22 protein-coding genes are annotated in these 26,862 nt (G+C 70.3%); 5 read left to right on the plus strand and 17 right to left on the minus strand.

Going from position 1 to position 26,862, the window contains the following annotated elements; translation table 11 throughout:
• Positions 1-24 precede the first annotated feature (24 nt).
• The 4 genes from G569_RS0109185 (at position 25) to G569_RS57570 (ending at position 8,540) form a co-directional block, all read left to right on the plus strand.
• Positions 25-2,532 carry a hypothetical protein gene (locus tag G569_RS0109185; RefSeq protein WP_028063197.1) on the plus strand — a complete coding sequence of 836 codons (2,508 nt, stop codon included), beginning with the start codon at positions 25-27 and terminating at the stop codon, positions 2,530-2,532.
• Between the two features lie 79 nt (positions 2,533-2,611).
• Positions 2,612-4,498, plus strand: coding sequence for a hypothetical protein (locus G569_RS0109190; RefSeq protein ID WP_028063198.1), 1,887 nt, complete (start codon positions 2,612-2,614; stop codon positions 4,496-4,498).
• A gap of 33 nt (positions 4,499-4,531) precedes the next feature.
• Entirely contained in the window at positions 4,532-6,085 is a 1,554-nt protein-coding gene (locus G569_RS0109195; protein WP_028063199.1) for an acetate--CoA ligase, read from the plus strand.
• 34 nt (positions 6,086-6,119) lie between these two features.
• On the plus strand, positions 6,120-8,540 hold the full coding sequence (locus G569_RS57570; RefSeq protein ID WP_028063200.1) for a transglutaminase-like domain-containing protein: 2,421 nt from the start codon (positions 6,120-6,122) through the stop codon (positions 8,538-8,540).
• A 10-nt stretch (positions 8,541-8,550) separates the two neighbouring features.
• Here G569_RS57570 and G569_RS0109205 read toward each other — a convergent pair whose 3' ends face one another.
• The gene (locus G569_RS0109205; RefSeq protein WP_028063201.1) at positions 8,551-8,958 is read right to left on the minus strand and encodes a nuclear transport factor 2 family protein; all 408 of its coding nucleotides are present in this window, start codon (positions 8,956-8,958) and stop codon (positions 8,551-8,553) included.
• The gene (locus G569_RS57575; RefSeq protein ID WP_053226087.1) at positions 8,955-9,614 is read right to left on the minus strand and encodes a lysophospholipid acyltransferase family protein; all 660 of its coding nucleotides are present in this window, start codon (positions 9,612-9,614) and stop codon (positions 8,955-8,957) included. The genes G569_RS0109205 and G569_RS57575 overlap by 4 nt, the downstream gene beginning before the upstream one ends.
• A 28-nt stretch (positions 9,615-9,642) precedes the next feature.
• Here G569_RS57575 and G569_RS0109215 point away from each other — a divergent pair, with 28 nt between their 5' ends.
• Positions 9,643-10,050 (plus strand): VOC family protein, encoded by a 408-nt coding sequence (locus G569_RS0109215; protein ID WP_028063202.1) that lies wholly within the window; start codon positions 9,643-9,645, stop codon positions 10,048-10,050.
• Here G569_RS0109215 and G569_RS0109220 read toward each other — a convergent pair.
• From G569_RS0109220 to G569_RS46890, 15 genes are all read right to left on the minus strand, one after another.
• Positions 10,034-11,023, minus strand: coding sequence for a zinc-binding dehydrogenase (locus tag G569_RS0109220; protein ID WP_028063203.1), 990 nt, complete (start codon positions 11,021-11,023; stop codon positions 10,034-10,036). The genes G569_RS0109215 and G569_RS0109220 overlap by 17 nt on opposite strands.
• A complete protein-coding gene (locus tag G569_RS0109225; RefSeq protein WP_028063204.1) occupies positions 11,020-12,204 on the minus strand; it encodes a hypothetical protein in 1,185 nt (394 codons plus the stop codon). Before G569_RS0109225 ends, G569_RS0109220 begins: the two co-directional genes overlap by 4 nt.
• A 41-nt stretch (positions 12,205-12,245) precedes the next feature.
• On the minus strand, positions 12,246-13,823 hold the full coding sequence (locus tag G569_RS46865) for an NADH-quinone oxidoreductase subunit N (protein ID WP_053226088.1): 1,578 nt from the start codon (positions 13,821-13,823) through the stop codon (positions 12,246-12,248).
• Positions 13,820-15,277 carry a complex I subunit 4 family protein gene (locus G569_RS46870; protein ID WP_037495687.1) on the minus strand — a complete coding sequence of 486 codons (1,458 nt, stop codon included), beginning with the start codon at positions 15,275-15,277 and terminating at the stop codon, positions 13,820-13,822. Before G569_RS46870 ends, G569_RS46865 begins: the two co-directional genes overlap by 4 nt.
• Positions 15,274-17,286, minus strand: a complete 2,013-nt coding sequence (gene nuoL / locus G569_RS0109240; RefSeq protein WP_028063205.1) for an NADH-quinone oxidoreductase subunit L — start codon at positions 17,284-17,286, stop codon at positions 15,274-15,276. The genes G569_RS46870 and nuoL overlap by 4 nt, the downstream gene beginning before the upstream one ends.
• Positions 17,283-17,582 (minus strand): NADH-quinone oxidoreductase subunit NuoK, encoded by a 300-nt coding sequence (gene nuoK, locus G569_RS0109245; RefSeq protein WP_028063206.1) that lies wholly within the window; start codon positions 17,580-17,582, stop codon positions 17,283-17,285. The genes nuoL and nuoK overlap by 4 nt, the downstream gene beginning before the upstream one ends.
• A 70-nt stretch (positions 17,583-17,652) precedes the next feature.
• Complete coding sequence (locus tag G569_RS0109250; protein WP_028063207.1) at positions 17,653-18,282, minus strand: NADH-quinone oxidoreductase subunit J family protein; 630 nt, start codon at positions 18,280-18,282, stop codon at positions 17,653-17,655.
• 43 nt (positions 18,283-18,325) lie between these two features.
• Complete coding sequence (nuoI, locus tag G569_RS46875; protein WP_028063208.1) at positions 18,326-18,856, minus strand: NADH-quinone oxidoreductase subunit NuoI; 531 nt, start codon at positions 18,854-18,856, stop codon at positions 18,326-18,328.
• Entirely contained in the window at positions 18,856-19,884 is a 1,029-nt protein-coding gene (nuoH, locus tag G569_RS0109260) for an NADH-quinone oxidoreductase subunit NuoH (protein WP_028063209.1), read from the minus strand. Before nuoH ends, nuoI begins: the two co-directional genes overlap by 1 nt.
• A complete protein-coding gene (gene nuoG / locus G569_RS46880; protein WP_064750293.1) occupies positions 19,881-22,475 on the minus strand; it encodes an NADH-quinone oxidoreductase subunit NuoG in 2,595 nt (864 codons plus the stop codon). The genes nuoH and nuoG overlap by 4 nt, the downstream gene beginning before the upstream one ends.
• Positions 22,475-23,830, minus strand: coding sequence for an NADH-quinone oxidoreductase subunit NuoF (gene nuoF / locus G569_RS46885; RefSeq protein WP_053226089.1), 1,356 nt, complete (start codon positions 23,828-23,830; stop codon positions 22,475-22,477). The genes nuoG and nuoF overlap by 1 nt, the downstream gene beginning before the upstream one ends.
• The gene (locus G569_RS0109275; protein ID WP_028063210.1) at positions 23,827-24,456 is read right to left on the minus strand and encodes an NADH-quinone oxidoreductase subunit NuoE family protein; all 630 of its coding nucleotides are present in this window, start codon (positions 24,454-24,456) and stop codon (positions 23,827-23,829) included. The genes nuoF and G569_RS0109275 overlap by 4 nt, the downstream gene beginning before the upstream one ends.
• Positions 24,456-25,724, minus strand: coding sequence for an NADH-quinone oxidoreductase subunit D (locus G569_RS0109280; RefSeq protein WP_245602455.1), 1,269 nt, complete (start codon positions 25,722-25,724; stop codon positions 24,456-24,458). The genes G569_RS0109275 and G569_RS0109280 overlap by 1 nt, the downstream gene beginning before the upstream one ends.
• Entirely contained in the window at positions 25,717-26,235 is a 519-nt protein-coding gene (locus G569_RS0109285) for an NADH-quinone oxidoreductase subunit C (protein WP_028063212.1), read from the minus strand. Before G569_RS0109285 ends, G569_RS0109280 begins: the two co-directional genes overlap by 8 nt.
• Entirely contained in the window at positions 26,228-26,791 is a 564-nt protein-coding gene (locus G569_RS46890) for an NADH-quinone oxidoreductase subunit B (RefSeq protein WP_503473921.1), read from the minus strand. The genes G569_RS0109285 and G569_RS46890 overlap by 8 nt, the downstream gene beginning before the upstream one ends.
• Positions 26,792-26,862 lie beyond the last annotated feature (71 nt).

Consider the following 26,862-nt stretch of genomic DNA (forward strand, 5'->3'; position numbering starts at 1 on the left):
TGTGCGCCCCGATAGTCGGAGGCGATGCCCACCGTCCCGCGCCAGCACGAGACCGAGCGCGAGCGGCAGGGTGACCTTCGTGTCGTCTCGCCGGCGCCCACGCCGGAGCTGCGGCGGCTGAGCCCGGCGGCGATCCTCGCGCTCCAGCGCACGGCGGGCAACCAGGCGGTGGTGCGGCGGGTGGCGGTCGAGCTGCGCCAGGCGCCGCCACGCCCGAAGCTGCCGTCCGCCTCCGACCAGGCATCGCCGGAGAACCGGCATCTGGCCGCGGACATCGACAGCGTCGACGCGCTCGACGACAAGGCGCTGGACAAGGAGCGCGCGGACAACGCCAAGCAGGTCGCCGAGACCGAAGGCGCGGCGCACGCCGCGGCGATGGAGAAGCACGACGCGATCGAGTACGTCGCCTCCCAGCGCCAGCTCGCGGGACCGAAGCTCGACATCAAGCAGTGGCGCTACATCCGCACCGACGAGAGCAAGCGCAGGCAGTTCCTCAACGCGCTGCTCGCCCAGCGCGCGGCCGAGGAGGGGTCGTTCGAGAAGGCGATGCGCGGGCTGCTGATCCCGGACGAGCTGATCGTCGGCGACCTGGCCGTGATCCAGGCCGACGCCGACGCCTTCAAGCGCGAGTTCAAGGGCCAGGCGCGCATCAACGCGGACCGGATGCTGCGCAACTCCAACCAGGCGATCGCGCAGCTGCTGGCGTCCTACGGGATCCCGGCCGACAGCGCGGGGATCGCCGCCGAGCGGATCCTCAAGGGCGGCGGCGTCGCCGAGGAGGCCGCCTCGGTGATCCGCTCGATGAAGGCGCGCTCGGACGACCCGGGCGGCGCGAACGCTCCCGGCAAGACGAGCAACCGGGCGGGCCTGGCCAAGCGGGTCGCGGAGATCAAGGTCCAGCAGCAGGTCGTCCGCGACGCGGCCAAGGCCTCCAACCTCGCCGACATGAACGTGTCGGTGGCGTCGACGCCCAACGACAACGTCGCCCTGGAGCGGCGCCGGACGCTGCGCCGCGAGCGCGACAAGCTCGCCGGGATGTGGATCCAGGCCGAGCGGCTGCATCCGGTGCTCGCCACGTACCGCACCGGCGGCGCCCTCGAGAAGATCGAGCTCGGGACGCTCGACAGCGCGGACGTCGACGTCGAGATGAAGACCGTGCTCGAGCAGGTCCTGCCCAAGGTCGTGAGCATCGCGAAGGCCCAGGCGATGATCAAGAACGGCACGGTCTCGCCGCTGTCGCTCTCGCCGGTGGTGGCGATGACCCGGGCGAACATGTTCGTCCCGCCGGGCTCGGTCCGCGCCGCGCTCGTGGCGGACATGATGGCCGACGCCAAGGAAGGGCAGTCGACCGTGGTGATGCTGCTCTCCTTCGCGCTCGCGCTGGTGACGATGGTGCCCTCCGGCGGCGCGTCGGTCGCGGTCGCGGCGGGCGCGGCGTCGGCCGGGCTCGCGGCCTACACCGCACTGAAGGAGTTCCAGAGCTATGAGAACAACAAGACGCTGATCGACACCGACCTCGACCGGGCGCGTGCGCTGTCGGACGAGGAGCCGTCGCTGGCCGGCTTCGCGATGAGCCTGATCGGCCTGGGCCTGGAGGGCATGATGCTCGTCCACGCCTTCAAGACCGCCGTCCAGCTGCGCCGGATGGCGATGGCGGGCGAGGAGTCCAAGCGCCTGCAGAGCCTGCTGGACGAGCTCAACAAGATCGGCAAGGAGCACAACGCGCCGGAGCTGGGCAAGCAGGTCCTCGACGACGTCAAGGCCGCGCGTCCGAACGTGCTCGACGACGTCAAGGTCCGCCGGCCGCCGAAGGCACCGGACAAGGGCGTGCCGGTCTACAACAGCCACGAGGAGGTCCGCGTTGCGGTCACCAAGCAACTGCTCTCCAGTCTGAAGTGGGGCGACGGGCCGATGCTCTCGAAGGAGTTCAAGCTGATCGACACGGCGCTCGCGGCGAACCCCGGAACGGCCAACGCGAAGATCGCCGGGGCGCTCAAGCACGTCGTCAAGGGGATCCGCGACCCCGAGCTCTACGGCGAGGTCCTGGCCGACGCGTGGGCGCTCGCGAAACGCCCGCCCGGGATGGACATCAACGCGGCGCTGGAGGAGCTGGCGGCCTCAGGCGGAGCCCCTGTCCGCTACATCGAGGCCAAGGAGGGCATCCTCGACGCCCCGGTGTTCTTCAAGAAGTACGGCGGACAGGAGGCGCACTTCATCGATCTTCCGCTGGCCGCCGACGACCACGGCGCGATGACCCACTTGATTCAGGACCTCGTCGTGGACCGCGCGCTCAAGCGCGCCGGGCAGAACATGACCAGCGTCGAGTTCCGCGGGCTGCTGGGTCAGGCCGAGGGCACCGTCGGCTCGGCCAAGTACGCCACCAAGGCGACCCGTACCTTCGAGGCGGGCGAGGACTCGATGAAGACCGGCGACTACATCTGGCGGATGGTCTACGACAACACCGGGGCGGGCCAGATCAACCGGCCCGAGGAGATCGGCAACCAGTTCTTCCTCGCCCTCGGCATTCGCTGACATTACGGGCGGAATCCCGCCAATGTGACGCCTGATGGCCCCACCTCGGGGCCGTCGAGCGCGGGAGAGACTTCCGCGCATGCTCCGTCTCCTCCCCCTTGCCCTGCTCGCGTTCGTGCTGTTCGGTTCCCATCCGGCCCAGGCCGCGGCCTGCGGCGTTCCCGCTTCTCGTGCCGTCTACGAGACGCCTGAGGTCCAGGTCTTCCAGAAGAAGGCCAACCTGATCGCCTGCTTCCGGCCGACCGGCAGGCAGCGCGTCGTCGGGCACTTCCTCCACGACACCGGGACCGACGAGGCGAGCTTCGTCTACGGCGTCCTCGGCGGGCGCTGGCTGCACAAGCAGGACTACGCGACGTTCGCGGAGTCGGCGGACTACCGGATGGACGAGCTTGTCGACCTGCGGACCGGCCAGGTCGCCAAGGCGCTCGTGATGAGCGAGGACGGCGAGAACGAGGTGGTCGCCGTCCCCGGCGCGCTCGTCAGCGCGACGCGCAAGGGCGTGCGGGTGCGGTTCACCGATGGGCGCTCGCAGGTGCTCGACACGGCGCCGGCCGAGGCGCTGGCGGCCAACGGCGCGCGCGTCTACTGGCGCACGCAGGCCGGGCCCAAGAGCGCGGTCGTCGCGGCGCCGGAGAGCGAGCCGGCGCGGCCGCTGCCCCGGGCGCACCGGACCGCGGGCTGCTCGCCGCGCGCGGGCGCACGGCTCGTCCTCAGCGACGGGTTGGTGGTCGTCACCCGCGTGGGTGACGTCACGTACGGCTGCCGGCAGGGCCGCACCCGCAAGGTCGGGGTCGTCACCGACGTCCGCGTCGTCTCCGACCGCGAGGTCGCCTACACGCGCCCGGGCTTCACCGGCGTGCTCGACATCGCGAGCGGGAAGCTGCGCGAGCTCGACGGACCCGGCATCTCCACCGGCTGGACGCTGGTCGCCGGCGGCGACGCCGGCATGCGGGCGTGGTCGGATGACCAGAAGGCGGCGACGACGCTCGCTCCCGGTCCGGTCTCCGACGTGGCGATCAGTGACGGGTTCGTCGCCGGCGTCACCTACTGGCTCGACGCCTCGGGTGCGGTGCAGAGCCACGACGCGCAGCGGCAGGCGATCGCGCGGGCGGCGCAGGCCGGGTGCGGCGTCGCGCCCGGGCGCGCCGTCTTCGAGACGCCCGAGGTGCAGGTGCGCGCGCAGGGCGATGCCCTCGTCGCCTGCTATCGCCCGACCGGTGAGGAGCAGGTCGTCGAGCACGCCGAGCGCGTCGTCGGCCTCCACGACGGCCGCTGGCTGCATGTCGACCACACGCTGATCGATCTCCGCACCGGCCAGAAGGTCGTCGCGGAGAACGCCGAGCTGGTGGTCGCGGGCGCGCTGGTCGGCGCCGGCGCTGACGGCGTGGTCGCCCGCTATCCGGACGGCCGCTCCACGGTGCTCGACACTGCGCCCGCGTCGGCGCTCGGCGCCATCGGAACGCGCGTGTACTGGCGGACCGCGGCGGGGCCGAGCACCGCGCTGCTTCCGCCCGTGAGCCGCACGTCGGCCGCGGCGCCGCCCGCCCGCCGGATCGGCCGCTGCACGCCGCGGCCCGGGGCGCGGCTCGTCCTCAATCAGCCGCCGCTGGTCGTCACGCGCGCGGGTGCGACGACGTACGTCTGCCGCGACGGCCGGACCCGTCGCGTCGGCGCGGCCACGTCCGTCGCCTACATGTCCGATCGCGAGCTCGCCTACGAGCGCCGCGGTCACACCGGTGTGCTCTACGTCGTCAGCGGCAAGCGCCACGAGCTGGCCGGCAGCGGACCGCTGACGTTCACGGCGTCGGCGCTCGCCGCGGCCGATGGCGACGGCGTCCGCCTGTGGGAGAGCGACCGCAGCGAGCCGGTGCGGCCGATCGTCGGCCCTGTCAGCGATGTGGCGCTGCTGGGGAACGCCGTGTTCTGGCTCGACGCGATGGGCTTCCCGCGCTACACGGCCCTTTAGACTCCTCCTCGGTCGAGTGACTGAGGAGGAGCAGTGACCTACGAGGAGGCCGTCGCCAACCACGAGTGGCGAGTCCCGGAGCGGTACAACATCGCCGAGGACGTCTGCGACAAGCACCCGGCCGACAAGCTCGCGATGATCCACGAGCACTTCGACGGCACGGTCCGCGAAGTGCGCTGGGGTGAGCTCCAGGAGCTTTCCAACCGGTTCGCGAACGTGCTGACGTCGCTCGGCGTCGTCAAGGGCGACCGCGTGGCGATGCTGCTGCCGCCGACGCCGGAGACCGCCGCCGCGTTCTTCGGCACCTGGAAGACGGGCGCGATCCTGTTGTCGATGTCGGTGCTCTACGGCGACGACGGCATCCGTCATCGCGTGTCGGACTCGCAGGCCAAGGTGCTGGTCACCAACGCGGCGAACGCCGAGCGCGTCGATCCGAGCCTCGTCGAGCACGTGCTCGTGCTCGACGACGAGGTCTTCGCCGGCGCCTCGGCGGACTTCGCGCGTGTGGACACGCTCGCGGAGGACCCGGCCCAGCTCTACTACACCTCCGGGACGACCGGGCTGGCCAAGGGCATCGTGCACGCCCACCGCTACCTGCTCGCGCACGAGGAGTTCGTCTACTGCCACGACGTGCAGGACGGCGAGCGCTTCCACGGCATGGGCGAGTGGGCGTGGGCGGCCGGCATCTCGCCGCTGCTCGGGCCGTGGCGCTTCGGCGCGGTCCAGCTCGTCTACCAGCGCGAGGGCGGCTTCGACCCGCACAAGCAGCTCGCCTTCCTCAGCCGCCACGAGGTCTCGAACGTCTTCACGACCCCGACCGCGATGCGCTCGATGATGGCGATCGCCGACGCGGGGACCCGCTACCCGCAGAAGTTCCGGATCGTCTGCAGCGCGGGGGAGCCCCTGAACCCTGAGGCGATCCGCTGGTTCCGCGAGCAGTACGGGCTGACGGTGCTCGACTACTACGGGCTCACCGAGTCCTACCCGCTGGTCGCCAACTACCCGTTCATGGAGGTCCGCGAGGGCTCGATGGGGCGGCCGATGCCCGGCTGGGACGTCCAGATCCTCGACCAGGACGAGCACCCGGTCCCGCAGGGCGAGCGCGGCGAGATCTGTCTGCGCGCCCGCTCGAACCCGCACTACCCGCTCGGGTACTGGAACAACGAGGACGCGGCGAAGGAGACGTTCGGCGGGGACTGGTTCCACACCAAGGACGCCGCCAAGTTCGACGAGGACGGGTACGTCTGGTACGAGGGCCGCGCGGACGACGTGATCATCGCCGCGGGCTATCGGATCGGCCCGTTCGAGGTCGAGTCCGCGTGCCTCGAGCACGCGGCGGTCAAAGAGGCGGCGGCGGTCGCGTCGCCGGACGAGCGGCGCGGCAGCGTCGTCAAGGCGTTCATCGTGCTCGCCGAAGGGCATGAGGGAACCGACGAGTTGGTGCGTGAGATCCAGAACCACGTGCGTTCCCGTCTGTCCGCCTACGCCTACCCTCGGAAGATCGAGTTCGTCGACGACCTCCCGAAGACCTTGACCGGCAAGATCCGCCGTATCGAGCTGCGCCAGCGTGAGGCCGAGAACGCCTAAGGGTTCACGCACGCGCGCGCTGCTGCCGCAGCCGGTGGCCCGCCTCGTCGGGCTCTTCGCGCTGGGCGCGCTCGGCGCGTTGCAGTGGCAGCGGCTGATCGGCGGGATGTCGTCCGGGCGGGCGCTCTTGTGGGTGCTGGTGGCGGTCGCGGCCGCGATCGGCGTGCTGGCGTGCGAGCGCATCCGCTCCAGCCGGCTGCAGGTCGTCGCGCTCCCGGCGGTCACGCTGCTCGCGCTGTTCGTCGGCTACTGGCTCTCCGGCGCCGGGCTGGACTTCTTGAAGCCCAAGCACTGGGACGAGCTGCTGTCCGGGCTCGGCGGCGGGCTGCAGGCGCTGGGGACGGTGCGGCTGCCGTACGTGAGCGCCGACCCGTGGCCGCGGATCGTGCTCGAGCTGCTCGGCGCCGAGTTGCTGATCCTCGCCGGCCTGTTGACGTTCTGGCCGCGGGCGAGCGAGCCGCCCGAGGCCCGCGTGCCGTTGACGGCGCCAGACCGCGGCTATCCATTCGTGGCGGTGGCGGTGCTGTTCGTCGTCGTCGTGTCCCCGGTGATCTCGCTGGGCGGGACGACCCGGTCGCTGCTGCTCGGGCTCGCGCTCGCGGCGCTGACCGTCGTCTTCCTGTGGCTCGAGCGGTTGCCGTTGCGGCCCGGGCTCGGCGTCGCCGGGCTGATCGCGGTGGCGCTGTTCGGGGCGCTGCCGATCGCCGCGGCCGCCGATCGCGGCGAGCCGTGGTTCGACTATCGCGCGTTCGCCGAGAGCCTCGGGCCCGACGACCCGGTGCGCTTCTCCTGGACACAGGGCTACGGGCCGATCACGTGGCCGCGCGACGGCAACGAGGTGATGCGGGTCGTCTCGAAGGACCCGCTGTACTGGAAGGCCCGCAACCTCGACGTGTTCACCAACTACGCGTGGACGACGCGCTCGGAGCCAGTCGATCCGCAGGGCGAGGAGCCCTACGCGCTCGACATGCCCGAGGACTGGAAGGACACGCCCGCGTGGACGAATGACATCGAGGTCTCGATCCGGCGCATGCGGATCGCCGACGTCGTCGGCGCGGGGACGACGGTCGACGTCAAGGACGCGTCGCGCGCGGTCGAGCAGGGGACGTCGCCGGGGACGTGGGACGCGCCGATCCCGCTGCGTCGCGGGGACTCCTACACGGCGTCCGTGCACGTGCCGCAACCGACGCAGGTCCAGCTCGCGGACGCCGCCTCCGGCGAGTACCAGCGCGTGCTGGACGAGACGACCATCACGGTGCCGTACAAGCTCGGCGAGGTGCACGAGGTCACCCGCAGCGCGGCGTCGATCATCGCCGGCACCATCGCGGGCCCGGTGACCACGTTCCGGGTGCGGTTCAAGCCGTGGGACGGCGTCGGCTCCGACCGCGTCGACTACCCGGGCACGAACCGCTCGAGCTTCGACGTCGACAAGCAGATGAAGCGCTCGCAGTACGAGCGCACCTGGGCGCTCTCGAAGGAGCTCAAGAAGGGCACCGAGCGCCCGATGGACTACGTCCGCAAGGTCTACGACTACCTGCACCAGCCGGAGTTCCGCTACGTCGAGCGGCCCGCGCAGCCGCCCGCCGGGGTCGCGCCGCTCGACTACTTCCTCAACCAGACCCACGAGGGCTACTGCCAGCACTACGCGGGCGCGATGGCGCTGCTGCTGCGGATGGGCGGCGTGCCCGCGCGGGTCGCCACCGGCTTCTCGCCCGGCGGCTACTCGGCCCGCAAGAAGGCGTGGATCGTGCGCGACACCGACGCCCACGCGTGGGTCGAGGTCTGGTTCGACAAGTACGGCTGGGTCACGATCGACCCGACGCCGGACGGCACGCCCGCGCGCTCGCAGGTCGCCGCCTTGGCGCCCGAGCCCGGTGAGGCGCCGCCCGCCGCCGCGGCCGACACCGGCGCCTCCGATGCCGCCGCCAACACCGAGCGACCCAACATCTCACTGCGCCCGGAGCTCCAGCTGGGGACGGGCGACCCCGCCATCCCGGGCGCGACCGCCGATCAGAAGGGCATCGGCTTCGGGCTCATCCTCCTGGCCGTCGTGGCGGTGCTGGTCGTCGTGCTCGCTGTGCTGCTCTTCCTGCGCCGCCCACGCGGGGCGACGCCGATGGACCGGGCGATCAACGAGGTCGAGAACGCGCTCGAGCGGGTGGGGCGCCCGGTCAGCGTCGGCACGACCATGACCCAGCTCGAGCGCCGCCTCGGCTCGCACTCGCCGGAGGTCTCGGCCTATCTGCGCGCGCTTGCCGCCGGCCGCTACGCCTTGTCGCCGCCGCCCCCACCGCGCGCGGGCCGGCGGGCGCTGCGGCGGGCGCTGGCGCAGGGCCTCGGCTTCGGCGGCGGCCTGCGCGCGCTGTGGGCGCTGCCGCCACGCCTCGAACGCGGCGCCCGCGACCCGCGCTCGCGCACGTTCGAGGTCGAGACGAGCGTCCGCGTCCGCAGCTGAGGCGTGCGCCTCAGGCCTCGACCGCGGGTCCCGCGTGGGCCGCGAGCGCGACCCACGTGTCATCGCGCCTCACCCACACCATCGTGATCCGCATGTCGTGGGCGCCCGGCTCACCCGCGCGTTCGAACTCGTCGTGGACGACGCCGACGAGCACGGCGGTGTCGCCGGACACCACGATCTCGTGTTCGACGAGGTGCTGCGCCCGCCACACGAGCGCACCCGCGGTGTTGCCGGCGACGTAGGCGTCGCGGTCGCGGACGTCGCCGCGCGGCGTGGTGAAGCGGAACTCGGGGTGGTGGAGCGCGCGCAGCGCGTCGGGGTCGCGCGCGACGAGGGCCGCCGAACGCGCGCGGGTGGCCGCGAGGACCGCCGCCCGCGGGCCGTCGCCGCCCGCCCGCGTCTCGCCGCCCGCGCTCATGGCGCCAGCGCCTTCACGGCGTCGGCGATCGTCGCGGCCGCCTCGGCGTTCGCCTCGCGCGTGGGCTCGTCGTTGCGCTCGAACACCAGGGGCGGGCCGTAGGTGATGGTGATCTTCGGCCACGTCCATGGGCGGTAGAGGCCGCGGGTGCCGGAGAGGTGGCAGGGGAGGACGGTCGCGCCGGCGCGGAGGGCGACGTAGCCGACGCCCGGCTTGGGGTCGCGGTAGCCGCCGACGGGGGAGACGCCGCCTTCGAAGAACATGGCGAGGATCTTCCCGCGCTCGAGGAGGGTCTGGGCGGTCTCGAACGCCTCTTCGTCCCACACGCCGCGGCGGACCGGGAAGGCGCCGACGCGGGCGAGCCAGCGGCCCCAGCGGCGGGTGAAGAGGTCGCTCTTGGCCATGAAGCGCACACGGCGCCCCAAGGTGATCGCGGCGAAGAACGCGTCGAGCTGGGAGGGGTGGTTGGGCGCGAGGATGAAGCCGCCGTCCGGGATGTGCTCGCGGCCGTGGAAGCGGATCCGCGTGAGCAGCGCGACGATCGGGGCGAGCGCGGTGAACAGGACGACCTGCAGCCACGGTGTGCGCTTGCGCGTGCGACGGTGGTAGCGCTCGAGCAACGCGGCGGGACGTGGGTCGAGCGGGAACGACTTCAAAGGACGGCCGACCCTACAGAATCCGTATATGGCGATTCCCGTGACCGGTGTGTCGGAGCTCGTGCTCGAAGTGGTCGACCTCGAGGCGGCCGAGGCGTTCTACTCGGGCCTGCTCGGGCTCCCGGTGGTCGACCGCTGGCCTGACCGCGAGGCGATCTGGGTGATGGCCGGCGACCGGACGCGGATCGGCCTCTGGCGCCCGCAGGTCGGACTCGAACGCGGCCGCGGCGGCGTGCACGTGCACTTCGCGATGCACATCGCCGAAGCCGACTACGACGCCGCGGTCGCGGCGCTGCGAGCGCGGGGCGCCGAGGTGGCCGAGCACGAGTTCGGAACGCGTCCGCACTCACGCGCGGCGTACCTCGACGACCCCGACGGCAACGTCGTCGAGCTGTGGACGTGGGACGTCGCCGGGCATCTCAGCCCGCCACGCTGACCACCAGCTTCCCCGCGACGCGGTTGAGCTCCATGTCCGTGTGCGCCTCGACGATGTCCTCGAGCGCGTAGACCTTCGCGATCGGCATCGTCGCGCGCTGCGCCTCGACGTCGTCGAGGAACGCCTGCAACACGTCCGCCGGCAGGTCGCCAGCGTCACCGCCATACCCGGTCAAGAACACGCCTGACGGGATGTCGCCGGTCGGATAGAAGTCCGGCAGCGCCCAGTCGTTGGAGAGCGCGCCGCTGTTGCACACCACGCCGTGCACGCGGGTCGCCTCCAGCGAGTCCAGCAGCGTGGGCGCGCCGATCAGCTCGAGCGTCCGGTCGACCCCATCCGGCCGCAACTCGCGCACCCGTTCAGCGATCTCCCCGTCGTCGATCAGGACCTCGTCCACGCCGATCGCGTGCAGCGCGGCCGCCTTCGCCGCGCTTCGCGTGGTCGCGAACACGGTCATCTGACGCTGCTTGGCCAGCACCGCCATCGTCATGCCGACCGACGAGGTGCCGCCCCGGATCAACACCGTGTCGCCGGGCTGCGCGTCCAGGCCGACGGTGAGCGAGCCGTACGCCGTCTGCAGCGTCTCCGGCACCGCGCCGATCGTCGCCCACGGCAGCCCGCTCTCGAACGCGATCACCTGCGTCGCCGGCACGCACGTGTACTCCGCGTACCCGCCGTCGTAGCGCCGCCCCATCTCGCCCATCATCGCCACCACCTGCGTGCCGACCGCGAACTCCCCGCCCGGACACGCCGCCACGACGCCCGCCGCCTCGATCCCCAACACCCGCGGATACGTCACGGCGGCCCCCGCGAGCCCGAGCCGCGTCTGCAACTCCGACCGATTCAGCCCGAAGGCCTTGACCTCGATCAACACCCACCCGTCCCGAGCCTGCGGGACGGGCAACTCGCGGATCTGCAACGCCTCCGGCGGCCCCGGAGCGTCGAGCACGACAGCGCGCATGGACGACTTCATGCCCCCGACGGTACGCAATCGAGCCGCTTGCCCGCGATCGCACCCCGCTGGACCGTCGCCGAGACCAGCGTCCGGTGCACCGAGAGCTTCTTGCCGCCGAGCCCGAACTCGATGCCGGCCTTGACGTCGACCGAAAGGCCTCGCGACGTGTCGTTGACGTCGGAGGTGAGCCGTTCGATCGTCCCAGACGTCGCGACCCGGTCCAGGAGGGCCCTGCGTGCGGCCCCGATCGGGAACGTCCGGCTGATCGGATCACCGAGGAACGGACGCGCGGCGGCGTAGTTCGCCGGGTCGGACAGGTCGAGGTGGGCGACGGTCTCGGTGAGGCGATTGTCCGAGCGCGAGATCGCGGTGCGCAGGACGAGCTCGCGGGGCTCGCCTCCAGGACCGCGGGTGTACTCCGTCAGCCACTCGGCTTTGCCCGCCTCGCGCGGGGAGGGGAGCAGCGCGACATTGACCTCCGATCCCTCGGCGTTCAGGCGCGAGTAGCGGGTCGACGAGCCGTCGGCGAACCAGCGCCAGCCGATGGCGGCGCCGCCGCCGACCGACACTCCGCCGGCCTGGCCCGTGCTGTCCGCGCCCTTGTCGCCGACGTCGACGACCACTGACCCGCCGGCCTCCCCGCCGGCCTCGACCGACTTCCACGCCGGCGGCCAGCGATCGTCCTCGAACGAGTTCTTCGCCGCGTGCTCGAGAAAGCGCTTCGCCGTCGCCGTGTCGGGGAACAGCCAGCCGCGCGCCGCCATGATCCGCGCCCGGATCGCGCCGTCCGCGCCGACAGCGAGCTCGACGGGTCCGCGGTCGCCCTTCAGCCCGACCCCGCCCGTCAGCCCGGCCGAGCCGCCGCCGCTACGCACCACCGCGACCGAACCGTCCGATCGCCGGGACACGAGCAGCGTCCACTTCGCCCCGAGCTCGACACTGACGATCGTCAGCGACCCCTCGGCGCCGGTCAGGTCGGACTTCAAGGCGCACGGCGCAAGCCCCGCTCTTCGCGCATCTCCCGAAGAGCAGATGTCGCCCCCGACCAGGCAGATGCCATGGCGCAGGGCTTCGGCCACCGAGCGGCCGATGTCAGGGGCGCCCACCGCCGGCGCGGCGACGAGCAACAGCGCCGCCATGAGGGCGACGGCGGCGATGTATTCGAGTGTCGCCTGACCGGCGGTGGGATGCGATCGCACACCCCTCCTAGGAGGGGCGCGCGAAAACTCTCCCCCCGGGGCTACAGCAGCGAGGTGATCGCGTCGCCGGCGTCCTTGGCGACGTTGAGGAGCGGCTCGGGGTAGATGCCGAGGGCGACCGTGACGACCGCGCACACCAGCGCGACGAAGATGACCTCGGGCTGGCGCAGCGTGCGGGTCAGGGCGGCGCCGGGCTCACGGCCCTCGGCGCGCGCCTCGGCGTCGGCCTCCGTGGAGCCGCCCGCGATCACCGGCTGGGCGCGGACCAGCGGAGCGGGCGCCTCGGCGGGCGAGCGCATCCAGACGGCGGCGACGACCCGCAGGTAGTACGCCAGCGAGACGGCCGAGCCGAGCACGATGACGATGCCGAGCCAGGCGTAGCCGTTGTCGACGGCCGCGTTGATCAGGTAGAGCTTGCCGAAGAAGCCGGCGGTCGCGGGGAAGCCGGCCAGCGCCAGCATCGCGATCGTCATCGGCCACGCCAGCAGCGGGCGGTCGGCGCCCAAGCCGTACAGGGTGGAGATGTCGTCGCCGAGGCCGGTCTCGCGCTCGCGGGCGGTGATCACCGCGAACGCCGACAGGTTCATGACGACGTAGATCGCGAGGTAGAAGATGACCGCCGAGATGCCGAGCTGGGTCGTGACGACCACGCCGGCGAGCATGTAGCCCGCCTGCGCCACCGAGGAGTAGGCGAGGAGGCGCTTGAGCGAGGACTGCCCGATCGCGCCCACGTTGCCGACGATGATCGTGATGACGGCGAGCGTCGCGAACGCGGGCGCCCAGGTCGTCGCGGCGTTGATCAGCGCGACGTCGAAGAGCCGCAGCAGCACGCCGAACGCGGCGGCCTTGGTGGCGACGGCCATGAAGCCGGTGACCGGGGTCGGCGCGCCCTCGTAGACGTCGGGCGTCCACTGATGGAACGGCGCGATCGAGGCCTTGAACGCGAGCCCGGCCATGACCAGCGCGACGCCCGTCAGGAACAGCACGTCGTCGGCCATGTCGGCGCCCGCGGCGGCGACGTCGGCGTAGTTCGTCCCGCCCGCTGCGCCGTACAGGAGCGCCAGGCCGTAGAGGAGCGTGGCGGAGCCGACGGACCCGATGATCAGGTACTTCAGGCCGGACTCCAGGGACTGCTCGCGGCGCATGTGCGTCGCGCACAACACGTACAGCGGGATCGACAGCAGCTCGAAGCCGATGAACAGGACGACCAGGTCATTGGCCGCGACCAGCACGACCATGCCGAGGATCGAGGTGAGCAGCAGGGCGAAGAACTCGCCCTCGCCCGCCTCGGCGGCGGCGACCGAGCGCCACGCCAGGAAGACGGCCGCGATCCCGCCCGACAGGAAGATGAACGTCAGCGCGAGCGACAGATTGTCGATCACCAGCGCGTCGGCGACGATCTTCTCGTTCACGTCCCACTGCCAGACGCAGAGCCCGGCGGTCACGCCGAGCGCGACGAGCGTCAGCACCGGCACCACCTGGCGCCGGATGAACGACGAGCGCGCGAGCCCGACCAGCAGCACGACGCACAGGCCGGCCGTCAGCGCGATCAGGGGAGACAGCGCCTCCCAGTTGATGTGCGGACCTTTCACGGTCGCCTGGGCGATCAGACCCGTCATCGCTGCGCCACCGCCTGCACTGTCGTCTTGATGGCCTCCTCACCCGCGTTCAGCGCGAGCTGCGGGTAGACCGCGAACGCGAGGATCGCGAGCACCAGCGGAACCAGCACGAGCGCGTCGCGGAGGGAGATTTCGAAGCTCTGGACCTTCGGCCCGACGCGGTTGTGCATCGAGCGGATGTACATGCGCAGCGCGTAGACGGAGGCGAGCACCACGCCGACCGAGGCGATGATCGCGATCGCCTGGATCGAGTTGAAGACGCCGAGCAGGATCAGGAACTCGCCCGCGAAGTTCGCCGAGCCGGGCATCGCGAGCGTCGCGAGCGCGGCGATCAGGAACAGCGCCGCCAGGACCGGCGCGCGGAACGCGACCCCGCCGTAGTCGCGGATGTCCTCCGAGCCCTCGGCGCGCTCGGCGAGCAGCGCGACGATGAAGAACAGCGGCGCGACCACGAGCCCGTGGTTGACCGACTGCAGCAGCGCGCCCTGCGCGCCCTGGCCGGCCGCGTCGATGGCGAAGATGCCGAGCGTGATGAAGCCGAGCTGCGCGACCGACGAGTAACCGAGGATCAGGCGCGCGTTGGTCTGCGTGAACGCCTGGATCGAGCCGTAGAGGATCGAGACCACGGCGAGGATCAGCAGGATCGTGTGGAAGTCCTCGGTGGCGGCCGGGAACAGCGGCAGCACCAGGCGCAGGAACCCGTAGGCCGCGACCTTGGAGACGACGCCCGAGAAGAACGCCAGCGCCGGCAGCGGCATCGCGCGATAGGCGTCCGGCATCCAGCCGTGGAACGGGAAGGACGGCATCTTGATCAGGAACGCGAGCGCGAAGGTGATGAAGATCCACTTCTGCGTGGACTCCGGCAGCGGGTTCGCGGCGAGATCCGAGAGCACGAACGAGATCCGCCCACCCGGGTTCGACAGCACCGCCGTCGCCACCGCGCCCGCGAGCATCAGCAGCGAGCCGACGAGCGTGTAGATGACCATCTTCAGCGCCGCCGCGACGCGGTCCGGCCCGCCCCACTGCCCGACCAGGAAGTAGAAGGGCACCAGCATCAGGTCGAAGAAGAGGACGAACAGCGCCAGGTCCTGCGCGACGAACGCGCCCAGCACAGCCGTCTCGCCGAGCAGCATGTGGAAGGTGAACAGCCCCCCGCGCTCCTCGACCGGCCGCACCGCCAGCCAGACCGCGCAGGCGAACGCGATCACCGTGGTCAGCAGGATCAGCCACAGGTTCAAGCCGTCGACGCCGAGCTTGTAGCGGATGCCGAGATCCTTGATCCAGGCATCGTCGGTGACGTGCTGGAGGCCGCCGGCGGTATCGAAGTCGGCGACCATCATCACCGCGTAGACGAGCGGGATGAGCGTCGCGATCAGGCCGATGATCCGCGGGTTGAACGCGGCCAACAGCCCGCAGACGGCGGGGAAGAAGACAAGGATGGTCAGATGGATCATGCGGAGATGAGGAAGTAGGCGCTCAGGCCGGTCAGGCCGACCAGTAGCAGCGCGGCGTAATAGCGCAGATAGCCCGTCTGGAGGCCGCGCACCGCGGCGGAGAGGGCGCGCACGGCGCCCGAGGAGCCGCCGACGAGCGCGCCGTTGACGAACACGCGCTCGATGGTGCTGTTGGCGAAGCGGCCGAGCCAGGCGACGGGCCGCACGATCAGGAAATCGATGACCTCGTCGAAGTACCACTTGTTGACGAAGAACTTGTGCAGCCCCTTGAAGCGGGCCTGGATCGCCGCGGCGTTGCCGCCGTGGCCGTAGATCCGCCAGGCGATGCCGATGCCGGCGAGCCCGATGATCGCGCCGATGGCCAGCCCGGTCCACTCGGCCCCGGTGCTCGGCTCGAGCCCCGCGTAGAGCGAGGAGTCGTGGAACGTCGGCTCGAGGAAGTGGTGCAGCTCGGACGTCACGCCCGGGATCTGCAGGAAGCCGCCGACGATCGCCAGCACCGCGAGACAGCCCATGGCGATCTTCATCCCGGGCGCGCGCTCGGCGATGTGGTGCTCCGGGCCGGGGAAGCCGATGTCGGTGTCCTCGACCTCGCCGGTCGCCGGGTTCGTCGGCTCGGGCGCGTGGTAGAGGTGGCCGTGCGAGAGCTCCTCGGCCTCCGGGCACTGCTCGCCGTGGAAGGCGCGGAAGATCATCCGGAACGTGTAGATCGCGGTCAGGAACGCGCCGATGTAGCCGGCCACGCCGAGCGCGGTGTGCCAGCCGGCGCGATCGAACTCGAGCGCGATGATCTCGTCCTTGGACCAGAAGCCTGAGAAGGGTGGGACGCCCGAGAGCGCGAGCCCGCCGATGAGCATGCACCCGTAGGTGAACGGCATCACCTTGCGGAAGCCGCCCATGCGGTCGAGGTCCTGGTTGCCGCCCATCGCGGAGATGACCGAGCCGGCCGCCATGAAGAGCAGCGCCTTGAAGAACGCGTGCGTCATCAGGTGGAACATGCCCGCGGCGTACGCGGCCGAGGAGACGGCCATGATCATGTAGCCGATCTGCGACATCGTCGAGTACGCGATGACGCGCTTGAGATCGGTGACCACGAGGCCGATCGTCGCGGCGATCAGGAGCGTGACGCAGCCGATGATCGCGCCGACCGCGGCAGCGTCCGGGGCGTGCTCGAAGAGCGGGTGCAGGCGCGCGATCAGGTAGACGCCGGCGGTGACCATCGTCGCCGCGTGGATCAGGGCGGAGACCGGGGTCGGGCCCTCCATCGCGTCCGGGAGCCAGGTGTGCAGCGGGACCTGCGCGGACTTGGCGAACGCGCCGACCAGCAGGAGGATGCACCCGGCCACCAGTTCCGGCTGGTTCGTCGTGAACACGCCGCCGTCGACCTCCGCGAAGGTCTTCAGGAAGTCGAGCGTGTGCGTGCCCTTGAAGATGAAGTACGTGCCGAGCACGAGCCCGACGTCGCCGAGCACGTTGATCACGAACGCCTTGATGCCGGCCGTGGTCGCCGTCGTGCGGCGGTACCAGAACGAGATCAGCATGTACGAGGCGGCGCCGACGAACGCCCAGCCGACGATCAGGATGAAGAAGTTGCCCGCCAGGACGAGCAGCAGCATGCTGAAGACGAAGAAGTTCAGGTAGGCGAAGAAGCGCGAGTAGCCGCGGTCGCCGCCCATGTAGGCGAACGAGTACACGTGGATCAGCGTCGAGACGCCGGAGACCACGAGGATCATCAGGACCGACAGCGGGTCGATCAGGATCGACAGCTGCGCGTCGATGCCGACCGTCTTCGCGTAGTCCCACGCGACCGAGACGACCTGCTTCTGCTCCTCGGACCGGTCACCCAGCTTGATCAGCACGATCACGGCGCTGAGGAAGGCGAGGAAGATCGCGAGGATGCCGATCGCGCCGTGCACCCGCGAGGGGAGCGCCTTGAAGGTCAGCCCGATCAGCGTCGCCCCGGCGAGCGGGAAGATCAGGACGAGCCAGCCGAAGGTGGTGATGCTCACCCTTGCAACTCCCGAAGTTCATCGACGTCGATCGGCAGGCGCCGGCGGTAGATGGCCACGACCAGGCCGAGGCCGACAGCGACCTCACAGGCGGCGACGACCATCACCATCAGCGCGAAGATCTGTCCACCCATGTCGCCGTGCGCGCGCGAGAAGGCGACCAGCGCCAGGTTCGCGGCGTTCAGCATCAGCTCGAGGCAGAGCAGGATCACAAGCGGGTTGCGGCGCGTGAGCACGCCGCCGGCGCCGATGCAGAAGATCAGCGCCGACACGATCAAGTACCAGGTGAGGCTCATGCCAGAACCTCCGCCTCGGGGGTCCCCGAAACCGGACGGATGGTGCCTCGCAAAACGGTTGCCGGGGTCCTCATTTGGGCGGCGGCCCTCCGGACCCGATCGCGGTCGCGACCAGCTCGGGCGGTCCGTCGTCGCCCTTGGTGACCTCGCCGCGGGCGAACTCGGCGACCGAGATCTCGCGGGCGTCCGCCAGGCCGGAACGGCGGCGGGCCAGGATCACGGCGCCGACCGCGGCGATCAGCAGCAGCAGCGAGGCGACCTCGAACGCGACCAGGTAGTTGGTCAGGAACTGCTTGCCGACCTCGGAGGGCTCGCCGAACGGCGCCTTGTAGGCCGCGCCCTCGGTGTCCAGAGCGCTGACGCCCGAGCCGATCAGCGCGATCGACAGCTCGACGAAGAGCGCGAGCGCGAACAGCACCGACACGATCCGCAAGGTGCGGCCGGTCGGTCCGACCAGGCCGGCCTGCATGCCGCCGACATAACCGACGACGAAGACGTAGAGCACCATCACGGCGCCCGCGTAGACGATCACCTGCGCCGCGGCGACGAACTCCGCGCGCAGCAGCAGGAAGAGCATCGCCAGGAAGATCAGGTGGCAGACGAGCGCGAGGACGCTGTAGAACGCGTCGCGCAACATGACGGTGCCTGCGGCACCGGCCACCGCGCCGATCGCGGCGATGAAGAAGAAGACCTCGGACATTAAGGTCGGATGATCGGGGTGGGGTGGAGGGGCTGCATTGCCTTTACTCGTTCTCCATCCGCAACGGTGTGCGCTCCAGCGGCTCGGCGAGCAGCATCTCCTTGGTGAAGATGAGGTCGGACCGGTTGTAGTCCGCCATCTCGTAGTCGTGGCCCATGGTGATCGCGTCGAACGGGCACGCGATCTCGCAGTAGCCGCAGAAGATGCAGCGCGAGAGGTTGATCTCGTAGACCGCGGCGTAGCGCTCACCGGCGCTGACGCGGTTGTCCGGCGTGTTCTCGGCCGCCACGACACGGATGCAGTCCGCGGGGCACGCCGCCGCGCACAGCGAGCAGCCGACGCACTTCTCCAGCCCGCTGTCCTCGAAGCGGTGGAGCTTGTGCCGCCCGCGGAACCGCGGGTAGACCGGCGTCTTCTCCTCCGGGTAGCTGATGGTCTCGGGGCCCTCGACCATCCGCCCGAAGGTCATCTTCAGGCCCTTGAGGGTGGCTGCAAAGGCGCGATAGGTCCCCGCTGCCGCGTTGTCACGCGGCGCACGGATCACTTCGACGACTTCACCGGGGTCGTAAGGCATCAGTCGAGCACCACCACGAGGATCGCGGTCACAAGAGCGTTGAGCGTCGCCAGCGGAAGCAGGATCTTCCAGCCGAACGACATGAGCTGGTCGTAGCGCAGGCGCGGGAGCGTTGCGCGGATCCAGATGAAGAAGAAGACGAAGACGCACATCTTCACGATCACGACGATCGGCTCGATCCAGTTGGGCTGGTCCCAGATCGGGATGTCCCAGCCGCCGAAGAAGAGCGTGACCATGATCCCGGAGATGACGACCATGTTCAGGTACTCCGCCGCGAAGAACGCGGCGAAGCGGCCGCCGCCGTACTCCGTGTTGTAGCCGCCGACCAGCTCGGCGTCGGCCTCGGGGAGGTCGAACGGCGGGCGGTTGGTCTCGGCGAACGCGGCGACGAGGAAGATCAGGAAGCCGACGAGCTGCGGCCCGACCATCCAGAAGTGGTTCTCCTGCCAGTGGACGATGTCCGTCATCGACAGGGAGCCGACCATCATGATCAGGCCGACGATCGAGAGGCCCTGGGCGACCTCGTAGGAGATCAGCTGCGCCGCGGCGCGCATCGAGCCCAGGAAGGAGTACTTCGAGCCGGACGCCCAGCCGCCGAGCATCAGGCCGTAGAAGGCGATGCCGCCGAACGCGAAGGCGAAGAGGATGCCGATCGACGGGTCGACGCCGTACAGGCCGGTCGGCGTGCCGAAGATGTCGACGACGTCCGAGAACGGGATGATCGCGATCGTCGCCGCGGCGGTCATCATCGAGATCACCGGGGCGATCGCGAACAGCCAGCCCTGCGAGTCCGTCGGGCGGAACTGCGCCTTGAAGACGAGCTTGCCGATGTCGGCGATCGCCTGCAGCAGGCCGAACGGGCCGACGCGGTTGGGGCCGTAGCGGTGCTGGAAGCGACCCAGCACCTTGCGGTCGGCGAGCAGCGCGAGCGGGACCAGGTTGAAGACGACGAAGAAGATCGCGATCGCCTTCAGGATCTGCATCCACCACGGCTCGTAGAAGCCGACCTCGGCATACAGTCGACTCATGTGACTTCCCTCGGCGGGATCGGGAGCGGGGCGGAAGCGCGCGCCTCGGCGAGGCCCTCGACGGCCGGCTGGATCTGCGCGGCGACGGCGCTGGGGTCCAGCGACCCCGGCCCGATGCGGTGGATCTCGACGAGGCCGTGCGTGAGCACGTTGGAGTTGTTCTCCGCGGTGCCCTCGGCCAGGAAGACGCTGCCGGCGGGGACCGCGTCGCGCAGCTTGACGTTCGCGCGCACGCGGGCGCCGTTCCCGACCTCGACCTGATCGCCCTCGTTGATCCCGAGCGCCGCGGCGTCGACCGGCGAGAGCTCGGCGATCTGGCGGGCGCGGATGAACTGCAGGATCGGCGAGAGGTCGACCTCCTTGGCCGCCCATAGCGGGCGGTAGGTGCCGAGCCGCAGCTTGCCGTCGGCGGCGGCGGGCGCCGCCTGCGGGATCTCAAGCGCCGTGGTCTCCCACGACGGCGAGACGAACTCGTCCTGCTCGACCCAGCGCACACCGCGGCCGCCGATCGCCTCGAGCGTCAACCCCGCGTAGAACGGGACGACCTCGAAGAGGCGTCGCGAGACCTGCGCGCCGGTGCGGAAGTCACCGGTCGGGTGGCCGAGCGTGCGGGCGATGTCGGTGATGACCTGCCAGAGCGGGCGCACGCCGGAAGCGGGCGTGCCGTTGGCGGCGCGGGGACGCCCGATCGCGGGCCGCAGCCGCTGCACGCGCCCGTCCGGATGCACGAGCGTGCCCTCCTTCTCGGGGTACGCCTCGGCGGGGAAGACGACGTCGGCGAACTCGCGGACCGTGTCGGTCAGCTGCGACTCGACGGCGATCACCGTCTGCGCGGTGCCGAGCGCGCGCTCCCACAGAGCACGGTCCGGGTAGCTGCGCAGCGGGTCGACGTGGTGCAGCCAGATCGTGTGCAGCTCGGTGCTCGCGAGGCCCTCGGCGATGCCGATCGCGTCGTGGCCGGGAGCGGCGATCGAGGCGTAGCCCGGGCCGTGGCCGGGGGCGAAGCCCGCCTCGCGGATGCCACGGCCGTTGGGCGAGCCCGGCAGCGACAGCAGGCCGGCGTTCGCGATGCCCGCCAGGTTCAGGCGCGCGGCGACGTTCAGCAGCGCGCGGCCGCCGTTCCCGTGCAGAGCCCGCTCGCCGTAGACGATCACGACCTCTTCGCCCGCCGCCTTCAGGGCGTCGGCGAACTCGCGGACCGCGGTGGCGTTGGTGCCGGCCGAGCTGGCCGCGCCGCCGAGGTTGCCGGCGTCGCCGGAGAGCGCGGCGTCGAGCGCGACGAGGAAGCCCTCGCCGCCGCCGGGCGCGAAGCGCAGCGTGGCCGAGGCGACCGGGTCAAGCGCCGTCGGGCGCGCGGAGGCGGTGACGACCTTGGTGCCGTGGCGGCGCACGCCCTTGCGGATGCGCAGGTCCCACACGGGCGCCTCGTCGATCGGGTCGCAGTCGACCAGCAGCACCGTGTGCGCGAACTCGAGGTCCGGCACGCTCGCCTGCAGCTTCGGGTCGGCCAGCGCGCGCAGCACGTCGAGCGGCTGCTCGGCGCCGGTGCGGGCGCTCATGTGCGAGGAGCCGAGGTCGTCGCGCAGCAGCTGCTGGAGGAGGAAGGCCTCCTCGTTGGTGGTCGTCCCGCCGGCCAGCGCGCTGGCGCGGTCGCCGGCCTTCTTGAGGGCCGAAGCGGCGGCGGCGATCGCCTTGTCCCAGCTGGCGGGCAGCAGCTCGGCGCCCTCGCGGACCATCGGCGTGGTGATCCGCTCGTCGGAGTGCACGGCCTGGTAGCTGAAGCGGCCCTTGTCGCACAGCCAGCCGTCGTCGACCTCGGCGTGGTCGCGGCCGAGCACGCGCAGGACGCGGTCGTCGCGGACGGTCAGCTCGACGTTGCACTGCGCGGGGCAGCCGGCGCAGACGGTGCCCGCGCCCTCGATGTCCCACGGGCGCGCGCGGAAGCGATACGCGCGGCTCGTCAACGCACCCACCGGGCAGAGCTCGATGATGTTGCCGCTGAACGGGGCGACGTACGGGTGGCCGTCGAACGTCCCCACGTACGCCGCGGCGCCGCGCTGATGCAGGATCAGCTGGTAGTCCTCGGAGATCTCCTGCGAGTAGCGCACGCAGCGGTAGCAGAGGATGCAGCGCTCGCGGTCGATCGCGATCAGCGGCGAGAGCTCGAGCGGCTTCTTGAAGTGGCGCTTGGGCTCGATGAAGCGGCTCGTCCCGGGACCCCACCCGTAGGTGATGTCCTGCAGCGGGCACTCGCCGCCCTTGTCGCAGACCGGGCAGTCGAGCGGGTGGTTGATCAGCAGGAACTCGACCACCGCGCGCTGCGCGTCATGGACGCGCTGCGTCTGCGTGTGGACGACCATGCCGTCGCGCACCGGCGTCGAGCACGCCGTCTGCAGCTTCGGGATGCCCTCGATCTCGACCAGGCACATGCGGCAGGCGCCGACGGGCTGGCCGAGCTTGGGGTCGTAACAGAAGACCGGGATCTCGACGTCGCCGTTCTTGGCGCCGTCGACCAGCATCACGCCTTCCGGCGCCTGGACCTCACGCCCGTCGAGCGTGAAGGTGATCGTCTTGACCTCGGGGCGCGGCATCAGGCGGCGGCCTCGATCGGCGCGAGCATCGGCTGCGGGCCGGAACCGGCGCCGCGGTTGACCTGCGGGATCGCCGCGCCGAAGCCGTTCTCCTCGCGCTTGGCCTCGATGTAGGCCTCGAACTCGGGCCGGAAGTGCTTGATCATGGAGCCGACGGGCATCGCCATCGCGTCGCCGAGCACGCACAGGCAGTTGCCCATGATCTGCTCGCAGACCGAGGCCATGATGTCCAGGTCCATGGGCGTCGCGTCGCCGTTCTTGATGCGCACGAGCATCTTCTCGGTCCAGTTGGTGCCCTCGCGGCACGGCGAGCACTTGCCGCAGGACTCATGGCGATAGAAGTGCGCGGTCTTGTAGGCGACGTCGACGATCGAGGTCGAGTCGTCGAAGACGATGATCGCGCCCGAGCCGAGCATCGAGCCGGCCTTGGCGAGCGAGTCGAAGTCGTAGGGGAGGTCGAGGACCTCGTCGGTCAGCGGCAGCACCGGCGAGCTCGACCCGCCCGGGAACCAGGCCTTGAAGGTGCGACCGTCCAGTGGTCCGCCCGCGAGGTCGTAGAGGATGTCGCGGGTCTTGGTGCCGAGGACGATCTCGTAGTTGCCCGGGTACTTGATCTGCCCGGAGATCGAGATCAGCTTCGTGCCGGTCGACGTCTCGGTGCCGATCTTGGCGTACTCGGCGCCACCCATGTTGAGGATGATCGGGACGTTCATCAGCGTCTCGACGTTGTTGATCAGCGTCGGACCCTGGTAGAGACCCTGGACGGCCGGGAACGGCGGCTTCAGGCGCGGGTTGCCGCGCTTGCCCTCCAGCGAGTCCAGCAGCGCGGTCTCCTCGCCGCAGATGTACGCGCCGGCGCCACGGTGCACGACGAGGTCGCACGTGTGGTCCGAGCCGAGGATCTTCTCCCCGAGGTACCCCTTGGCCTTGGCCTCGGCGACGGCGGCGTCGAGGATGTCGGCGACGTAGTTGTACTCGCCGCGGATGAAGATGAAGGCCTTCGAGGCGCCGATGCAGTAGGCGCCGATGATGATTCCCTCGATGAGCAGATGCGGGTTCTTCTGCATCAGCTCGCGGTCCTTGAAGGTCCCGGGCTCGGACTCGTCGGCGTTGCAGACGAGGTACTTGTCCATCGTCCCCTTGGGGATGAAGGACATCTTGCGGCCCATCGCGAAGCCGGCGCCACCGCGCCCGCGCACGCCGGAGGCGAGCATCTCGTCCAGGACGGCGCCCGGCTCCATCTTGAGCGCCTTCTTGAGCATCTCGTAGCCGCCGCGCTTGGCGTAGACGTCGAGCGTGTTCAGACCAGGCTCGTCGATGTCCTTGAAGAGAGTGGTGTCGATGTTCGCGATCATCGGTTCCAGTGTTTTGAGGCGGCCTTGCGGCGGGCGAGCTGCTTGTCCTCGAGGACCTCGCGACCGGCCTTGACGTCGTCGCGCAGGCGCTCGATGTCAGCCTTCTCGAGGGGGCCGACGTAGACGTTGTCCACCGAGGCCATCGGGGCGATCTCGCACGCGCCGAGGCACTCGAACGCGCGCACGTTGAAGTCCGGATCGCCGCCGAGGACGTCCTTGGTGTGGGCGTAGATCTCGTCCGCGCCGAGCAGCGAGCACGAGATGTTCGTGCACACGTAGACGTCGGTCTGCCCCTTCGGCGCGAGCTCGAACATGTCGTAGAAGCTCGCGACGGAGACCATGTATGCGGGCGTCAGGCGCATCACGCACGCGGCCTGCTCCATCGCCGTCGGCGACAGCCAGCCGTGCTCGGCCTGGACGATCTTCATCGCCGGGATCGCGGCGGAGCGGATGTCCGGGTACTTGGACATCAGATCCTCGATCGCCGTCCGGATGTGGTCCGGCACGTACGTCGTCGCGGGATCCGGCACGACCGCCGGGTCCTTCGTCAGATCGACGGAGGAGTCCCAGCCGGGAACGCGGGAACCGTGGGCGTAGCGCTTGACCTGGCTCGGATCGATGGCCATTACCGGTCGATCCCTCCGAGGATCGGGTCGAGCATCGCGAGCGCGACGATCAGGTCGGCGATGTAGGTGTCCTGCACCATCGCCGGCAGCGCCTGCAGGTTCACGAAGGAGGGGTCGCGCATGTGCACGCGGGCGGGCTTGGAGGAGCCGTCGGAGCGCACGAAGCAGGCGAGCTCGCCGCGCGGGGACTCGACCGGGTAGTACGCCTCGCCCGGCGGCACGCGGAAGCCCTCGGTCACCAGCTTGAAGTGGTGGATCAGCGCCTCCATCGACGTCGCCAGCTCGTGCCGCGGCGGCAGCGCGTACTTGCGGTCGTTGGTGATGTAGTCGCCTTCGGGCAGCCCGTCGAGCGCCTGGTCGATGATCCTCGTCGACTCGCGCATCTCGGCCATGCGGACGCGGTAGCGGTCGTAGTGATCGCCGACGGTGCCGACCGGGATCTTGAAGTCGAAGTCCTCGTAGGAGGAGTAGGGGTGCGCCTTGCGCAGGTCCCACGGGTTGCCGGCCGCGCGCAGCAGTGGGCCGGTGACGCCGTACTGCAGGAGCGTGTCCGCGTCGACGGCGCCGACGCCGCGCATGCGCTCGAGGACGATCTGGTTCGAGTTGATCAGATTCTCCATCTGATCGATGCGCTTCGGGAACTGCGCCGTGAACGCGCGGACCTTGGCCTCGAAGCCGGCGGGGATGTCCTCCGCCACGCCGCCGACCTGGAAGTAGCGCGGGTGCATGCGCTGGCCGGACGACATCTCGAAGCAGTCCAGGATCAGGTCGCGCTCGCGCCAGCCGTACCAGAACACCGACATCGCGCCGAGGTCCAGGCCGCCGGTCGCCAGCCACAGCAGGTGCGAGGCGATCCGGTTGAGCTCGAGGTGGATCACGCGCAGGTACTGGGCGCGCTTGGGGACCTCGAGGTCCAACAGGGTCTCGACCGCGCCGCAGTAGGCGAGCGCGTTGAAGTAGTAGGACAGGTAGTCCATCCGCTCGACGAGCGGGATGACCTTCCAGTAGGCCTTGTCCTCGCAGTTCTTCTCGATGCCCGTGTGGACGTAGCCGATGATCGGCTTGACGTCGCGCACGACCTCGCCCTCGAGCGTCGTGATCACGCGCAGCACGCCGTGCGTCGCGGGATGGTGCGGACCGAGGTTGAGCGTCAGCAGCTCGTCGTGCTCGGGGTGCTCGAGGTGCGAGAGCTCGACGCTCTGCTCCATCTCGCGATAGGTCAGGCCGGGGATCGCCGACGGGGCCGGCTTGGACGTCACGTCACTCATCGCGCTCCCACCAGGACGGCGTGGTCGTCTCGTTGTGCGTGAAGAGGATCGGTTCGCCGCCGAGCGGGAAGTCGCGCCGCTGCGGATGGCCGACGTAGTCCTCGGGCATCAGGATGCGGCGCATGTCGGGGTGGCCGTCGAAGATCACGCCGAACATGTCGAAGATCTCGCGCTCCTGATGGTCCGCGGTCGGCCAGTCGTGCATGACCGTCGGGACGTGCGGGTGCTCCGTGGACACGCGCAGCTTGACCGTCATGCGGTCGACCTCGTGCATGTCCAGCAGTTCGTACTGGACGCCGAGGCGCGGCTCTTCCGGGAAGTAGTCGACGCCGTGGACCGAGGCGAGGAAGTTGAAGCCCTTCGCGCGCAGGTGCGCGAGCACCTCGCGGATCGAGGACGGCGCGACGGTCAGCGCGGCCTTGTCGCGGAAGAACTCCGTGTTCAGGACGGCGTCCGCGTCCTTCTCGCGCAGTTCGTGGGCGATCAGCTCGAGCCCGGTGGCATCAGGCACCGGGATCGCTCCCTCGGCCGGTCGGCAGTGCGACGTTCGCGACGTTGAGGGCCTCGATGCTCTCCCGGAGCACCTTCGGGTCGAACTCCTCGGTGCCGCGGCCGCCGTAGCGCGAGCGCCAGCCGAGGTCCGGCTTGGCCAGGACCATCGAGCGCAGCTTCAGGATCCCGTACACGAGCGCCTCGGGGCGCGGCGGGCAGCCCGGGATGTGGATGTCGACCGGGAGGAACTTGTCGGCCGGGACGATCGCGTAGTTGTTGAAGACGCCCATCGACGAGCTGCAGGCGCCCATCGCGATCGCCCACTTGGGCTCGAGCATCTGGTCGTACACGCGGCGCACGACCGGGGCCATCTTGATCGAGATCCGGCCCGAGATGATCATCAGGTCGGCCTGGCGCGGGCTGGCGCGGAAGGCCTCGAAGCCGAAGCGCGCGATGTCCATGCGGGCGTTGACCGCGCCCATCATCTCCAGCGCGCAGCAGGCGAGGCCGAACGTGGCGGGCATGAAGGCGTTGCCGCGAGCCCAGTTGGCGGCCTTCTCCATGGTCGTGACCATGAGGCTCTCCTCGACGTGCTTGTCGAGGTCGTCGTTCTCGAGCTCGCCGGCGAGCATGCGGCGGGCGTTGA

It is taken from the genome of Solirubrobacter soli DSM 22325 (assembly GCF_000423665.1).
Classification (GTDB): domain Bacteria; phylum Actinomycetota; class Thermoleophilia; order Solirubrobacterales; family Solirubrobacteraceae; genus Solirubrobacter; species Solirubrobacter soli.

Excerpts from the sequence above, each read along its gene's own strand:
- G569_RS0109185 (WP_028063197.1), top strand. The coding sequence starts at position 25 with ATGCCCACCGTCCCGCGCCAGCACGAGACCGAGCGCGAGCGGCAGGGT.
- G569_RS0109190 (WP_028063198.1), top strand. The coding sequence starts at position 2,612 with ATGCTCCGTCTCCTCCCCCTTGCCCTGCTCGCGTTCGTGCTGTTCGGT.
- G569_RS0109205 (WP_028063201.1), bottom strand. The coding sequence starts at position 8,958 with ATGAGCGCGGGCGGCGAGACGCGGGCGGGCGGCGACGGCCCGCGGGCG.
- G569_RS0109215 (WP_028063202.1), top strand. The coding sequence starts at position 9,643 with ATGGCGATTCCCGTGACCGGTGTGTCGGAGCTCGTGCTCGAAGTGGTC.
- G569_RS0109220 (WP_028063203.1), bottom strand. The coding sequence starts at position 11,023 with ATGAAGTCGTCCATGCGCGCTGTCGTGCTCGACGCTCCGGGGCCGCCG.
- G569_RS46865 (WP_053226088.1), bottom strand. The coding sequence starts at position 13,823 with ATGACGGGTCTGATCGCCCAGGCGACCGTGAAAGGTCCGCACATCAAC.
- G569_RS46870 (WP_037495687.1), bottom strand. The coding sequence starts at position 15,277 with ATGATCCATCTGACCATCCTTGTCTTCTTCCCCGCCGTCTGCGGGCTG.
- nuoK (WP_028063206.1), bottom strand. The coding sequence starts at position 17,582 with ATGAGCCTCACCTGGTACTTGATCGTGTCGGCGCTGATCTTCTGCATC.
- G569_RS0109250 (WP_028063207.1), bottom strand. The coding sequence starts at position 18,282 with ATGTCCGAGGTCTTCTTCTTCATCGCCGCGATCGGCGCGGTGGCCGGT.
- nuoI (WP_028063208.1), bottom strand. The coding sequence starts at position 18,856 with ATGCCTTACGACCCCGGTGAAGTCGTCGAAGTGATCCGTGCGCCGCGT.
- nuoH (WP_028063209.1), bottom strand. The coding sequence starts at position 19,884 with ATGAGTCGACTGTATGCCGAGGTCGGCTTCTACGAGCCGTGGTGGATG.
- nuoG (WP_064750293.1), bottom strand. The coding sequence starts at position 22,475 with ATGCCGCGCCCCGAGGTCAAGACGATCACCTTCACGCTCGACGGGCGT.
- nuoF (WP_053226089.1), bottom strand. The coding sequence starts at position 23,830 with ATGATCGCGAACATCGACACCACTCTCTTCAAGGACATCGACGAGCCT.
- G569_RS0109275 (WP_028063210.1), bottom strand. The coding sequence starts at position 24,456 with ATGGCCATCGATCCGAGCCAGGTCAAGCGCTACGCCCACGGTTCCCGC.
- G569_RS0109280 (WP_245602455.1), bottom strand. The coding sequence starts at position 25,724 with ATGAGTGACGTGACGTCCAAGCCGGCCCCGTCGGCGATCCCCGGCCTG.
- G569_RS46890 (WP_503473921.1), bottom strand. The coding sequence starts at position 26,791 with ATGGTCACGACCATGGAGAAGGCCGCCAACTGGGCTCGCGGCAACGCC.